This is a genomic window from Seonamhaeicola sp. S2-3 (genome assembly GCF_001971785.1).
GTDB lineage: Bacteria > Bacteroidota > Bacteroidia > Flavobacteriales > Flavobacteriaceae > Seonamhaeicola.
This window is the reverse complement of record NZ_CP019389.1, coordinates 3,224,809-3,239,596: the sequence shown is the minus strand read 5'-3', so window position 1 is coordinate 3,239,596 and position 14,788 is coordinate 3,224,809. Positions and strand designations below refer to the sequence as shown.

At 30.4% G+C, this 14,788-nt stretch carries 13 protein-coding genes and 1 other RNA gene; 7 read left to right on the top strand and 7 right to left on the bottom strand.

Annotated features, from left to right (window positions below):
- Window positions 1-18: 18 nt before the first annotated feature.
- Both BWZ22_RS14110 and BWZ22_RS14105 read right to left on the bottom strand, forming a co-directional pair.
- On the bottom strand, window positions 19-585 hold the full coding sequence (locus tag BWZ22_RS14110; RefSeq protein ID WP_076701082.1) for a DUF4126 domain-containing protein: 567 nt from the start codon (window positions 583-585) through the stop codon (window positions 19-21).
- Between the two features lie 2 nt (window positions 586-587).
- Window positions 588-2,012, bottom strand: a complete 1,425-nt coding sequence (locus tag BWZ22_RS14105) for an ATP-dependent RecD-like DNA helicase (RefSeq protein WP_076701079.1) — start codon at window positions 2,010-2,012, stop codon at window positions 588-590.
- A gap of 122 nt (window positions 2,013-2,134) precedes the next feature.
- Here BWZ22_RS14105 and BWZ22_RS14100 point away from each other — a divergent pair, with 122 nt between their 5' ends.
- From BWZ22_RS14100 to BWZ22_RS14085, 4 genes are all read left to right on the top strand, one after another.
- Window positions 2,135-2,872 carry a hypothetical protein gene (locus BWZ22_RS14100; RefSeq protein ID WP_198027626.1) on the top strand — a complete coding sequence of 246 codons (738 nt, stop codon included), beginning with the start codon at window positions 2,135-2,137 and terminating at the stop codon, window positions 2,870-2,872.
- A 28-nt stretch (window positions 2,873-2,900) separates the two neighbouring features.
- A complete protein-coding gene (locus BWZ22_RS14095; RefSeq protein WP_232225183.1) occupies window positions 2,901-3,677 on the top strand; it encodes a DUF3822 family protein in 777 nt (258 codons plus the stop codon).
- A complete protein-coding gene (locus BWZ22_RS14090) occupies window positions 3,677-4,219 on the top strand; it encodes an RsmD family RNA methyltransferase (protein WP_076701074.1) in 543 nt (180 codons plus the stop codon). Before BWZ22_RS14095 ends, BWZ22_RS14090 begins: the two co-directional genes overlap by 1 nt.
- 162 nt (window positions 4,220-4,381) lie before the next feature.
- Window positions 4,382-5,125, top strand: a complete 744-nt coding sequence (locus BWZ22_RS14085; RefSeq protein WP_076701072.1) for a hypothetical protein — start codon at window positions 4,382-4,384, stop codon at window positions 5,123-5,125.
- Between the two features lie 71 nt (window positions 5,126-5,196).
- On the opposite strand, the gene rnpB is transcribed toward BWZ22_RS14085, so the two are convergent.
- Window positions 5,197-5,516: RNase P RNA component class A (gene rnpB / locus BWZ22_RS14080), an RNA gene on the bottom strand.
- A gap of 146 nt (window positions 5,517-5,662) precedes the next feature.
- Between rnpB and BWZ22_RS17020 the strand changes: the two genes are divergently transcribed.
- The 3 genes from BWZ22_RS17020 (at window position 5,663) to BWZ22_RS14065 (ending at window position 9,952) form a co-directional block, all read left to right on the top strand.
- A complete protein-coding gene (locus BWZ22_RS17020) occupies window positions 5,663-7,408 on the top strand; it encodes a polysaccharide lyase family 7 protein (RefSeq protein ID WP_076701069.1) in 1,746 nt (581 codons plus the stop codon).
- A 161-nt stretch (window positions 7,409-7,569) separates the two neighbouring features.
- Window positions 7,570-9,294: a DNA polymerase III subunit gamma/tau gene (gene dnaX / locus BWZ22_RS14070; protein ID WP_076701066.1), complete on the top strand. Its 1,725-nt coding sequence runs from the start codon at window positions 7,570-7,572 to the stop codon at window positions 9,292-9,294.
- A 76-nt stretch (window positions 9,295-9,370) separates the two neighbouring features.
- Window positions 9,371-9,952, top strand: a complete 582-nt coding sequence (locus BWZ22_RS14065; RefSeq protein ID WP_076701063.1) for a tRNA-(ms[2]io[6]A)-hydroxylase — start codon at window positions 9,371-9,373, stop codon at window positions 9,950-9,952.
- A 1-nt stretch (window position 9,953) separates the two neighbouring features.
- Here the strand turns inward: BWZ22_RS14065 and BWZ22_RS14060 are convergent, their stop codons facing one another.
- The 4 genes from BWZ22_RS14060 to BWZ22_RS14045 form a co-directional block, all read right to left on the bottom strand.
- Entirely contained in the window at window positions 9,954-10,541 is a 588-nt protein-coding gene (locus BWZ22_RS14060; RefSeq protein ID WP_076701060.1) for a porin family protein, read from the bottom strand.
- A gap of 98 nt (window positions 10,542-10,639) precedes the next feature.
- Window positions 10,640-11,545 (bottom strand): Ppx/GppA phosphatase family protein, encoded by a 906-nt coding sequence (locus BWZ22_RS14055; protein ID WP_076701058.1) that lies wholly within the window; start codon window positions 11,543-11,545, stop codon window positions 10,640-10,642.
- Window position 11,546: 1 nt separating this feature from the next.
- Window positions 11,547-13,610, bottom strand: coding sequence for a polyphosphate kinase 1 (ppk1, locus tag BWZ22_RS14050; RefSeq protein WP_076701055.1), 2,064 nt, complete (start codon window positions 13,608-13,610; stop codon window positions 11,547-11,549).
- 193 nt (window positions 13,611-13,803) lie between these two features.
- Window positions 13,804-14,781, bottom strand: coding sequence for a type IX secretion system membrane protein PorP/SprF (locus BWZ22_RS14045; RefSeq protein ID WP_076701052.1), 978 nt, complete (start codon window positions 14,779-14,781; stop codon window positions 13,804-13,806).
- Window positions 14,782-14,788: the final 7 nt, after the last annotated feature.

Genomic DNA, 14,788 nt, shown 5'->3' with positions numbered 1-14,788 from the left:
AGGATATTTTTTTATGGTTCAGCCTTTAGCCCTTTTAAACTTTTTATACAACTTTAAAATTATAAATAGAATTATTATAACCAATATAATGGCTAGAAAAGGCATAAAAATAGATACAACAGACATTACTACTGACGTTCCCGTTTCTAAAGTTGAAATTACAGGGTTTGCAACACCAGCTGTGGTAGCTGTTGATGCCAACCTTGTGGTACCAGATGTTCCTGCTATGGCTGCCGCTGTACCACCACCTGCAATAATAGCTAAAGACCAAGTAATTACGGGATCTAAATCTGCTACAGTAGAAAGCATAACTATGGTACCTGCAATACCTGCCAAAGGTACTGCAATGCTATCTAAAAGATTATCTATATATGGTATAAAATATGCTACAATTTCTACTAAAGTAGCCACTCCTAAAGTTATTAATGCTGTTGTGCTGCCTATCCATTGCCAAGATTCATTTAGGTGCCAAACATCAAAATATGCTGCTAAACTAAGTGCAAATAAAGGCAAAAACACTCTAAAACCTACTGAAGCAGCAAGTCCAATTCCTAAACATAAACTAATAATGGTTTCTGGTGTCATAGCTATAATTCTTCAAAAAAATCGTCTTTAAAACCAATAAGATACAATTTTTCTTTGGCTCTGGTTACAGCTGTGTAAAGCCAACGCAAATATTCTTTATCAATACCATTAGGTAAATATGGCTGCTCTACAAAAACGGTGTGCCATTGCCCGCCTTGAGATTTATGACAAGTTATAGCATATGAAAATTTCACTTGTAGTGCATTAAAGTGTTTGCTTGCTTTTATTTTTAAAAACTTGCGGTAGTTACTTTCGTTTTCAAAATCTTTGGCTACTTCTTGGTATAATCTGTTAGAATCTTCATAAGACAACGAAGGGGTTTCTGCATTAATTGTATCTAAAAGCAATACGGTTTCAAAAGGTCTCATTCTGGGGTAGTCTACCATTCTTATTTTAACTGTTGCAAACCTAAAACCATAGAGATCTTCAATTTTAAAAATTTCTAAAACTTCAATAATATCTCCATTGGCAATAAAACCAGCTTCGGTGGTTGGTTTAATCCAGAAATAATTGTTTTTAACTACCATTAAATAATCACCAGCAGATAATTCGTTTTCATTAAAAAGGATTCTACTTCTTATTTGTTGGTTGTATAAATTGGCGCGTTTATTACTTCTTACAATAATGGCGGTTTCTTCATTACCTAAATCACTATATGCGTCATTTATAGCATCCATAATTTCATGCCCATCAATAAGCCTTACAATATCTTTAAACCCTTTTAAATCAAATTTAAAATAATCAAACACTTCATTTGATAAAGCTTCACGTAATACCGTAGCGTTCATTAAAATACCAGAATCTTGTTCTTGCCTTACCACTTCATCAAGTTCCATTTTACTAACTTCTTTGTTGTAATTTAGGCTTAAAGTATTTTCGTTTAACGCCGGACTTAAATCTAATCTTACAGGAGGTAATTGTGCGGTATCACCAATTAAAAGTAGTTTACATTGGTGACCAGAATATACGTACTGCATTAAATCATCTAACAAAGAACCGTTTTCAAAAAGTTTAGAATCTCCAGGAGTATCAGGAATCATAGACGCTTCATCTACAATAAAAAGCGTGTTTTTATGCTTATTTGGCTGTAGCACAAATTTAACGCCTCCACCCTTTTCTTTTTTTGGAAAATAAATTTTTTTATGAATAGTAAAAGCCTCCTTTTTAGAGTAATTAGAAATTACTTTAGCAGCCCTACCTGTAGGCGCCATTAAAACAGCACTTTTTTTGGCTTTCCATAAATGAGTAACAATTGTACCTATAATTGTGGTCTTTCCTGTACCAGCATAACCTTTTAAAACGTATAAAGCATTTGGTGATTTACTAAAAATAAAGTTAGATAATTGCTGTAAAACAATATCTTGTTTTAAAGTAGGTTGAAACGGAAACTGCTGTTTTATAAGCGAATAAAATTCTGAACTTGTCATTAAAAAATAAATTATTCAAATATAGAATGATTTTTATTGAATTGGTGTTTTAACCATTAAAAAAAAATTGTAGATTTGCGAAAGACCTTTGATAACTTTTTAATTAAAATAACAATATAACAATGTTAAAATTTATTCTTATTGCTGTTGGTGTAGTACTATTAACTATTGTATTGGTTAAAATAGTAGACAAATTTGTACCACTAAAACTAAAACCTTTTTTAAGCATATTACTTTGGGTATTGATAGGATACCTTGGCTACCAAACTTACCAATCTATTTACGAGCCAATTAAATTCAATAAGATTAAGAAGAAGCGTTATGCTCAAGTAATAGAAAGTCTAAAAGATATTAGAGATGCTCAATTAGCACATAAAACGGTTACAGGTAAATTTGCTCAAGGTTTTGATGGATTAATCAAGTTTGTTGATACAGCGCAGTTTACTATTACACAACGAAGAGATACTAGTGTTTTAGATGTTGAAATGACTAAACGCTATCAAGTTGATATGTTTAAAGACGAAGTAATTATTGATACTTTAGGCTTTGTATCTGTTAAAGACTCTTTATTTAAAAATTCTGATAGATACAAAACTATGATGAATGTACCAGTAGGTAAACCAGGTGAAAAATTTAAAATGCAAGCTGGATTTTTAGAGCAAAATGGTTTAAACATACCTGTATTTGAAGCATCTGTTAAAAAAGATGTTATTCTATACGATTTAGATAAAGATTTATTAGTGCAAGAAAACCAAGTAGTTTCGGTAGATGGTGTTAATGGAGATGCCTTAAAAGTAGGATCAATGGAAGAGGTTAAAACTAATGGGAACTGGCCTAAAACATATGGCGATAACGAATAGAAATATAAATAAACTAACTAATAAACAATTGTCCATTCAACTTAGTTTGAATGGACTTTCTTTTTGTATTCTACAAAAAGATACAAATACTATTTCTACTTTAAAAGTTATTGACTTTGATAGAAAACTAAACCCTATAGAACTTTTAGATGAATTAAAAGGGCTATTCAACACAGAAACATCTCTACATGAAGACTTTGATAGCGTTTGCGTAATACACGATAATGAGTTGTCTACACTTGTACCCAAACCTCTATTTAATAAAGATGCCTTAGCAGATTATTTAAAATTCAACTCTAAAATTCTAAAGTCTGATTACATTACTTATGATAATGTTTTATTAAGCGATAGTGTTTGTGTTTATATACCATACATAAATATTAATAACTATTTAATTGATAAATTTGGGGCTTTTACTTTTAAACATATTTCAACCGTATTAATTGAATCCATTCTTCAATTAGAAAAAAATGCAGAAGTAACAAAAGTTTATGTAAACGTTAGCGCTAGCCACCTTGAAATAATAGTTATTGAAAAAGCAAAACTAATATTCTACAATACCTTTGAGTATATTACAAAAGAAGATTTTATTTATTACATTCTATTTACTGCCGAACAATTAAACTTAAATCCAGAAGTTTTTAATTTAGTATTTGTAGGCGATATAGATAAAGATGACGAGTTTTATAAAATTACATACCGATATGTAAGACATGTAACTTTTGGAAATAGAAACGACTCTTTTAAATTTATTGAAAATACAAAAACCAACTATTCAAATTTTGCTTTAATTAAAAGTTTTTAATGCGTATAATATCAGGAACATACAAAAGACGCAAAATTGTTGCGCCAAAAAACCTTCCAGTTCGCCCTACAACAGATATGGCAAAAGAATCGTTATTCAATATCTTAAATAACTCGTATTATTTTGAAGATATTTCGGTGCTAGATTTATTTGCTGGTACTGGTAACATTAGCTATGAATTTGCATCAAGAGGAACAACAAATATTGTGAGCGTTGATGAAAATTTTAACTGCATTAAGTTTATAAATAAAACAGCCGCTTCTTTTGAGATGCCTATACAAACCATAAAAAGTGATGTGTTTAAATTTTTAGAAAAAACTAAAATGCAATCTGATATTATTTTTGCAGACCCACCCTATAACTTTACAACAGAACAATTTTTAACCATTTCAGATTATGTTTTTAATAATAATTTGTTGCTTAATGATGGTGTGTTAATTATAGAACATTCTAAGCACACAGATTTATCAAATCATGTTAATTTTGATTATTCAAAAAGTTATGGCGGAAATACCTTTAGCTTTTTTAAATTAACAAAATAACAGTCACTTGTATAGGTAATTTCTTTTTTTTCAGTATCTTACAACTCTCCTTAAGAGTCCCAGACTCTATTTAGCACTTCTCTCAAATTAGAAAAACGTTTGTTTTTCTGGTCATGTTTATGGGCTTAAAATTGTATTACTAACTTTTAAACCATAAATGAAATGAAAACAATTAAATTATCTTTTGTATTAGCTGTTCTACTCTCGTTAAATGTAACTTTCTTATCTGCGCAACAAGCTTTTCAAATTCATCAAGACAATGTGAAGCCATCAAAATCAGCAGACTATGAAAAAATTGCAAAAGAATTTAATGAGGCTAGTACAGAATACAATTTACAAACCTCATGGGTAACCGCAATGAGAGATGACTTTACCTATTATTACATTACTCCTATTGAAAATTTTGCTGAATTAGATAAAAATCCTTTTGAAGATATGGCCAAAGCGATGGGAGAAAAATTTAGTGAAATGTTTAAAAACTTTGATAAATGCTATGACTCTCACGGAACTTACCTTTTGTACAAAATAGATGACTTAAGCTACAAAGCCCCTGAAGGTACAGATCTGTCTGATCAAAACTATCGTAAATGGATTCTTATGTACTATAAGCCAAAAAATGGAGCAAAACTAAAAGAAGGTTTAAAAGCAGTTAAAGATATGTTTGTTTCTAAAGGTTCAAAAGAATATTATAATGTCTATCAAAGTGGTTTTGGTACTATGGAAAGTTATTATTTAATCTCTGTGCCCGCAAAAAGTGAAGTTGAAGGAGCCCAAAGAGCCAAAGCAAATCAAGATGTTTTAGGACCTGATAGATATGAAACTTTTGATAAAGTGATAAAATATGTAGAAAAAATGGAAGAATATTCGGGCTGGATAAGAACAGATTTAAGTTATTCTCCTAAATAAATATATCCTACCTAATAACCAACCTATTTTAACCATAAACCCTTCTTGTAATTAAGAAGGGTTTATTAGTTTTTAAAAGTAAATCTGTAAGCCGAATTCTGTACTTTTTTAGTAAATACACTAAAAAAGCCCTTATCATTTATCTGAGTGCATTGTTACCAATACACTTTAGCTGTCTACCCTCCAACATTGGGCGCGCAACCCTTAAACGTTGGTATACATGACATTGCACCATATAGAGTTTACCTGATTTCACTACAGCATTACCTGTACATACTTTCTGTTGCACTTTTCCTAGTTTTACAACTGGTGGCCGTTAACCACTATATTGCGCTACGGTGTTCGGACTTTCCTCTACTATAAAAATAGCAGCGATAAGGCAATCTACTTTTTGCAAAATTAAGTAAACTAATTTTTTCTAATTATAAAAACATCAGTTATTTAAATACTATTTTATTTCTTTATGTCAACTTTTTTCACTTAATTTGGTTAACCAAACTGGATAACCAATTTTTAAAATAATTCAACTAAACTAAAATGAGCAAATCTACACAATCTAAATGGCATTTATATGTTTTTGTTATAATGCTAATGGGGTGTATTATGCCTTCAATGGCACAATTAGTACCTTCAGATTTAATGGATAATTGTAACCAATGGAAAATTACTTATCCCACTGGGGTTGAAGACAAAACTTTGTGTGGTGAACCCAACAATGAATTTTTTTATGTGAATACTACCGGAGATGCTATTGTGTTTAAAGCACCTATAAGAAGTGATAATGGTACCACACCTAATTCTAGTAACATTCGCTCTGAACTAAGAGAAAGAGTCTCAGATGGTAGTGCTGATATATATTGGACAACAGAAGGCACACATATGGTTTATGTTAAACAAGCAATTACTCATTTACCAATTAACAAACCTCATTTAGTAGCAACTCAAATTCACGGAAATAAAGACGATGGTATTGATGATGCCATGGTATTAAGATTAGAAAACTCTCACCTATTTTTATCATTTAATGGAGGTGATTTAAGGAGCGATGTAACTATTAAAACAAACTATACATTAGGAACCGTTCATGAAGTTATTTTTCTAATAAAAAATGGTAAGCATTATTGTTATTATTCTGAAGATGGAAATTTATTAAACGCCTATAACAACAACAATGCAAATTCTTATTTAGTTACAGATGGTGCTAATGATTATGTTTTAGATTTAAATTATGATGACTCTTATTTTAAAATAGGCAATTACACACAAAGTAATCCTGTTGAAGAAGGTGACGATACAGGTGATCCAAACAATTATGGTGAAGTTTTGGTATATGATTTCTTTGTAAACCATGACGATATAAGTGTATCTGGAGTATCATTATCTCCTAAAAATATCGATTTATTAGTTGGAAATACACAACAATTATCCGCATCAATAAATCCAGCAACAGCAACTAACCTTGGTGTTAGCTATCATAGTAATAATAGCAGTGTGGCAAGTGTAAATTCAAACGGATTAGTAACAGGAATAGCAGAAGGTTCTGCAATTATAACCGTAACAACAGATGATGGTAGTTATACCGATACTTCTGTAGTAAATGTAATAGCTGTAGCCACTAGCCCTAACCTAGCTCTAAATAAGCCTATTACAGGAACTGGTGTTCATGATGATGTACACGAAGTAGCAAACCTTGTTGATGGTTCAACTAATACAAGATGGTCTGTTTCTGGATTTCCACAAACCGCTATAATAGATTTAGGCGCTATTTATACTGTAGGTAGAACCGAGTTGGTTTGCTATAATGATAGAGACTATCAATTTACAGTATCTATCTCAAACACAGAAGATGGTACCTATACTCAAATAGTTGACAGATCTGATAACACTACCCCTGGGAGTAGTACAAACCCTATTATTGATACTTTTGCGGGTATAGATGGACGTTTTGTTAAAATAACAATTCTAGGAGCCGAAACTTATACTGGAACTTGGAGTAGCTTAATGGAATTTAGAGTATTTGAAACTGAAAGTTTATCTATCAATGAAATAAACAATACATCTGAAATAAAACTTTGGCCTAATCCAGCAACTAATCAAGTTAATATTAGATTTAACAATAATTTTCATACTCTAAAAGTTTATAATTATGTAGGTAAATTAGTTGTAAACCAATCTATTAACAGCAATTTGGTTGATACCTCTAATTTAAATCCTGGTCTTTACATTTTTCAACTTTCAGGTAACAATAGCACCATAACCAAAACTATTATCATTAAAAAGTAAGTGTTGATTATTATATTATAGAGGTAGGTATAAAACTCTCACGCCTACCTCTTTAATTTCGTTGTTAATAACTCCTATTAAATTCTGACTTCAAAATTCAAATTTTTTAATTGAATTTTTAACTTTGTTATATTCATAAATAGTACTTAAATTCAGTTAAATTGGAACATTTTGTAGTATCTGCCAGAAAATACAGACCACAGTCTTTTAAAGATGTTGTTGGCCAACAGGCTATTACAAATACCCTTTTAAATGCTATTGAAAACAATCATTTAGCACAAGCATTACTTTTTACAGGTCCTAGAGGTGTAGGCAAAACTACTTGTGCGCGTATTCTTGCTAAAATGATTAATAGCGATGGAAATGAAACTGAAGAAGACTTTGCTTTTAATATTTTTGAGTTAGATGCAGCATCAAACAACTCGGTTGATGATATTAGAAATTTAACAGACCAGGTTAGAATTCCTCCACAAGTTGGTAAATATAAAGTGTATATTATTGATGAGGTACACATGCTTTCTCAAGCAGCTTTTAATGCGTTTCTTAAAACATTAGAAGAACCACCAAAACACTGTATTTTTATTTTAGCAACTACTGAAAAACATAAAATAATACCAACTATTTTATCGCGTTGTCAAATTTTTGATTTTAAACGTATTACAGTAAAAGATGCTAAAGAGTATTTAAAACATATAGCTAAAGAGCAAAATATTGAAGCTGAAGATGACGCCCTACACATTATAGCTCAAAAAGCAGATGGTGCTATGCGCGATGCACTATCTATATTTGATAGGGTTGTGAGTTTTTCTGGTAAAAACCTAACCAGAAAAGCTGTTACAGAAAATTTAAATGTGCTTGATTATGAAACTTATTTTAAAAGCACCGATTTAATTTTAGAAAATAAAATTCCAGAATTACTACTACTTTTTAATAACACACTCTCAAAAGGTTTTGATGGGCATCACTATATTTCTGGTTTAGCATCGCACTTTAGAGATTTACTTGTTAGTAAAACCGAAAACACCATAAAACTTTTAGAAGTTGGTGATGAAACTAAACAAAAGTATTTAGAACAATCTAGAAAAGCTAGTAGGGAATTTTTAATAAAAGGAATTGATTTAGCAAACGACTGTGATCTCAAGTATAAAAACAGTAAAAACCAGCGCCTCCTGGTTGAACTTTGTTTAATGCAACTTGCCTCTATCACTTTTGATGGAGAAAAAAAAAATAGCAAACATTACATAATTCCTGCTTCTTATTTTAAAAATAAGGGTATTACTCCAGTTCCAGTATCGGTTCCTAAGCAATCAAATAATACTATTTCAAAAGAAAATAAAGAGAAAGCATTAGTTAATGAAGATGATAATAACCCAATTAAATCATTTCAAGTAAAAGAACCACCAAAGATTGTATTAAAGCAAGAAAAAAAACGTACCTCGGGTCTTTCTTTAAAAAGTTTAAAAGCAAAAAAAGAGCATCAAATAAAACAAATGAATGTTGTTATTGATGAAGAAGATTTGCCAAAAGAACCTTTTACAGAACAAGAACTAATAAAAGTTTGGAATACATATATTGATAATTTACAAAGCCAAGGAAAGCGCAATTTAGCTTCTATTTTATCAATAGACACTCCAAAAGTAAAAGACACTGTTATACACTTAGAGTTTCCTAACTCTACAAATAAAATAGAAGTTGAGCGCAATCAGTATGATTTGTTAGCCTTTATTAGAAAATCACTAAGTAATTATGATATCAATTTATCCATTACGGTTAATGAAGTAATGGAAAAGCAGTACGCCTACACGCCTATTGAAAAATATGAAAAATTAAAAGAAAAAAATCCAAATATTGAGCTTCTAAAAAAAACTTTTAATTTAGATGTATAAAGGCGTTTATAGAATCTATTTAAAAGAGATTTATACCATTGAAATTAACAAAACAGGTTATTGAATAAGATAAATTATGCTAGGACTTAAATTACCAACAGACCCAAGATGGGTTAATATAGTTGAAAAAAATATTGAAGAAATTTTAACAGACCATGCTTTTTGTGAACAAAAGGCAACTAGTACAGCTATATCTTTAATTGTTAGTTTTCCAGAATACACAGAGTTGGTTCAGGAAATGGTAGCCCTTGTAAAAGAAGAAATAAGTCATTTTAAAATGGTACATGACAAAATTCTTGAACGCGGTTGGGTTTTAGGTAGAGACCGAAAAGATGATTATGTTATTCAATTAGTTAAATTTTTTCCTAAGGGAGGTAGCAGAACTACACAATTGGTTCATAGGTTACTTTATGCAGCTTTAATTGAAGCTAGAAGTTGTGAGCGTTTTAGATTACTTTCTGAAGAATTAGAAGATAAAGAACTGGCTGAATTTTATAGAAAACTTATGATAAGTGAAGCTAATCATTATACCATGTTTTTAGGTTTTGCTAGAAAATATGGTAATAAAAAAGAAGTTGATACCAAATGGCAACAACTTCTTGAATATGAAGCAAAAATTATGTCAGATTTAGGAAAAAAGGAAACCGTACACGGTTAGTTTAAAATTTATATCCTATTCCTATTTGAATATTGGTGTTCTTAGCAGTAATATCAGAAACTTCATCAAATATATTTGTAATTCCGTAAGTATATCTGGCATCTGCAAATAACATATGGTTTATTTTAAATTCAATACCACCAACAGCAGAATAAGCCATGTTTTTAACACCATCTTCATATTTATGAACTTTTAATCCTGCTTGCGGACCAGCGGCTAAATGAAACTTTTCACTTAATCTAACGCGTAATAAAATAGGCATTTGAATATAATCTAAATGTAATTTTTCATCATTAGCTCCTTCTGCAGAAAACTGTAGTTCTGGAACTAAAGAAAGTGTTCTTGATAAGCCTATATTGGCAAACGCACCAAAATACACACTGTTTCTGTGTTTGTTTTCCATAATTGGTGTTTCATCAAAAGCTAAATTTGAAATATTGAAACCACCTCTTACACCATATTTTACTCCTTTAGATACAAAATTGTTAGTATTAGTAGAATCGGTAGTGGTTGTTTCTAAATTTTCTTCTTGCGAAAATCCATAAACAGAAAACACAAGTAATACCGTAGATAGTAATATTTTTTTCATAAGTAATAAATTTGGGCCTATAATTTATAGTAATTACATACCACGAATATATGTTTTATAATTAAATTCCTATATTTTACAAGGTAAAATGCAAAATTTTACTGTGTATTACTTGAAACGGTATCGTAATATATGCTTTTTATAATGCCATCTGATAGTCCTATTTTTGGAACATAAATATGTTTTGAGTTACTCCATTTCATAGCAAAAAGATAAATTCTCATAGCAGGAATAATAACATCTGCCCTATCTTGATTAAGCTCTAGTTCTGTTATGCGCTCTTCATAAGAGTACGTTTGAAGTGTATTATAATAAGATGTCATGTAAAAATAAGAAAGCGGTTTTCCCATTTTTTTACCAGAAATCTTAAATATTTTATTAATGTTACCACCAGAGCCAATAACATTTATTTTATGATAATCTGCTGTGTTAATTTTAATCCAATTTTCTAACTCTTGCCAAGTTTCATTTTTAACCATATCATTTAACAAACGAACGGTACCTATTTTAAATGATTTAGAAACAACGGGTTTCCCTTGGTAAAAAACTGTAAACTCTGTACTACCACCACCAACATCAACGTATAAGTAGGTTTTAGTTGTATCAATATATTTATTTAAGTCTGTAGCAGCAATTATAGCAGCTTCTTCTTCTCCATTTATAACATCAATGCTTATACCTGCTTCTTTTAAAACTTTTTCTACAACTTCTTTTCCGTTAGTAGATTCTCTCATAGCAGAAGTAGCACAAGCTTTATATTTTACTACTTTGTGAGATTTCATTAAAAGCTTAAAAGCTAACATGGTATCTACAATGCGCTCTGTGTTTTCTTTTGAAATTCTTTTTTTAACAAATACATCGGCTCCTAACCTAATAGGCACTCTAACCAACGAATTTTTTTTAAACCTAACTGGTTTACCTTTTTCTTCTATTATATTAGAAATTAATAATCTTACTGCATTTGAACCTATATCAATTGCTGCATATTTTTTTATTGAAAGCATATTAATTTTTAAGCTTTTCTAAATAATAATCGTAAATAGCAACTTGAGATCTTACTTTTGGATTATTATTGGTTCTATATTCATTTTCTTTTGAAGTGTTGATAAGTCTAGCCTTTACGTTATCACTCCAACAAATACTAAAAGTATCTATAACTTCTTGTTTTACATCAGGGTCATAAATTGGGCAACTTACTTCTACCCTATTATGTATGTTTCTTGTCATCCAATCTGCAGAAGAAATATAAACTTTAACATTGTCTCCCTTTCCAAACATATATACTCTTGGGTGTTCTAAAAATTTATCAACTATACTTATTACTCTAATATTTTCACTCATGCCTTTAATACCGGGAATTAAACAGCAAATACCACGAATTATCATATCTATTTTTACACCGGCATTACTAGCTTCGTACAGTTTATCTACCATTGCGTAGTTTGATAAACTATTCATTTTAACTCTTATGTAGCCTTCATTTCCTTTTTTACATTCTTTTATTTGCTCATCTATTAATTTGAAAAACTTTTTTTCAGTATAATGAGGAGATACTATTAAGTGTTTATAAGTATAAACTCTATAGTTAGTTTCAAAGAAATTAAAGATTTTGTTTACTTCTTTTAATATAGGCTGGTTATAAGTAAATAATGTATAATCTGTATAAATTTTAGCTGTAGACTCGTTAAAATTCCCCGTACTTATAAAACCATAACGTTTAAGTTTTTTACCTTCTTCGCGCTCTATTACACACATTTTACTGTGCACTTTTAATCCTGGTACGCCAAAGTGAAGGTTAACCCCTTCTTTTTTCATTTGTTCGGCATAATAAATATTGGCTTCTTCATCAAACCTTGCTCTAAGTTCTATTGAAACTGTTACGGCTTTACCATTAATGGCTGCGTTTATTAAAGCACTCGCAACATGCGATATTTCGGCAAGTCTATAAATGGTTATTTTAATGGTTTTAACTTTGGGATCTAGTGCAGCTTCACGCAAAAATTTAATAATATAAGTAAATGTATGGTATGGTGCGTGTACCATATAGTCCTTCTCTGCAATAGCTTTAAAAAGACTAGATTTTAAACTTAATCCTTTTACTTCTAAAGGCTTAATTTTTTCATACATTAAATCGGTTCTTCCTAAGCTTGGAAAACTCATGTAATCTCGCTTATTATGATAACGCCCACCAGGTATAACACTATCTGTATTATCAATACCCATTTGATTCATTAAATACTCTAATGTATCTTGGTCTATGGTTTTATCATAAACAAAACGAACCGGATCTCCTATTTCTCTATGTTTAACACTATCAGATAGTTTTTCAATAAAACTTTTACTTAAATCACTTTCAAAATCTAACTCTGCATCTCTAGTAATTTTAATCATGTGCGCCGAAATAGACTCGTAATCAAAAATGCTAAAAATATCACTTAAGCAGTAGCGCAAAAGGTCATCATACATAATAATGTAATTATTACCATTTTGTTTTGGCAAAACAATAAAACGCTCTACGCCTTTTGGTATTTCAATTAAACCAAATTGTTTAGTTCCGTCTTTCATCTGCATTTTTACAGTTAAATAGGCGGCACTATCTTTAAGATTAGGGAGTTTAACTAAATCATTTAAAATAATAGTAACTAATGCAGAACTTACATTTTGGAAAAAGTAATTTTTAATAAAATCATGTTGATTGCTATCAACCTGAGTTTCATCAATTATATAAATATGTTCTTTTTTTAGTTCTTTATCTACTTCTTCTAAAATTCTAATACTTTCAGCCTGTTGCTTTATTACTATTTGAGTAATAATATCTAATAACTCTTTTGCTTTAATACCTCCAAGCTGGTTTTTACCACCTTTACCAACCTCAACAATTCGTTTTACAGTAGCATATCTTACTTTAAAAAACTCATCTAAATTGTTAGAGAAAATACCCAAAAAACGCAACCGTTCAATTAAAGGTACTTTTTCATCAGAAGCTTCTTGTAAAACACGGGCATTAAATTGCAGCCAACTTATTTCTCTGTTTATGTAAGTATCGTTGATAGTTTCAGTATCAATCATAGTATCAGGATTAGTTATCCTAACAAATATATTCTATTTAGACTGAAAAAAGAATTGACTTAGTTTAAATTTAATTAAAATTATTTATAAATATTATGGGCGTTACACCTCCTCTGTCGGTGTCGGGCTATACGTTACAAGTCCTCGCGCCAAAAAGCGCTGTGGGCTTTCCACTACTATCCCTAACGCATTATTAGTGATGTACAGGGTCTTGTGTACAAGGACAATTACTTATACCCTGTAAAAAGTCTACACCAATAGTTACTACATGAGTACCAGAGTTATAGGCAGATAAATCGTTGGCAGTAATTTGGTAGGCATAACCAAAATAAAAGATTGATTTTTTAAACCCTACCATAGGGCCTATGTTTAATGGTTTAAAAAACTGATCATTTAAAAACCGGTACGAAATACCTGCCCAATAGTAATCTTCATTTCTATTGTATTTTCTAAATTTAAAATTCACATCGGTAGCAGAACGTTTATCACTAGTAAACATTTGGTAAAATACAGAAGGCTCAAACTCTAAACCACTTTTTTTAGGGCCTCTAAAGGTGTACCCAGAGTAAACCTGATAGTTTAAAAGTAAGTTAGGCTCAAACACTCTTTCAAATGAATCTAAATCTTTATCTAAAAGGTTATTCAAGTTTAAACTTATAAAGAATCCTTTCATTCTAAACAAGGCACCAATATCAAAGTTATGATTAGTTGTTCTTCTATCATCTGTTACAAAAGGGTCTAATGAAGGGTTTTCATAGGTTGTATTAAAGTTATCAATATCTATTCTAAAATTATTTATGTTATACGAAATACCTAGAGACAAATACATTTTTGCATAATAGTCTAGTATTAAATGATGCGCAAACGAAAATTTAGCTCCTGTTTGTATTGTGTTACCATTTCTATCGTTATATAAAGATAAGCCCACACCACTTCTATCTGCAATTCTTACATCGCCATAAAATGATTGATTATCTGGCGCTCCTTTAATACCAACCCATTGTGTTAAACCATTGGCTCTTAGTTTTACATTATCACCTATACCTGCATAGGTTGGTGACACAACAAAATTATTGTCTGCCAAATATTGGGTAAATACAGGCAAATTAAGCTCTTGTCCGTAGTTATAAGTTACTAGTAAGAATGTTACGTATGTAAATAATTTTCGCATTTTATTT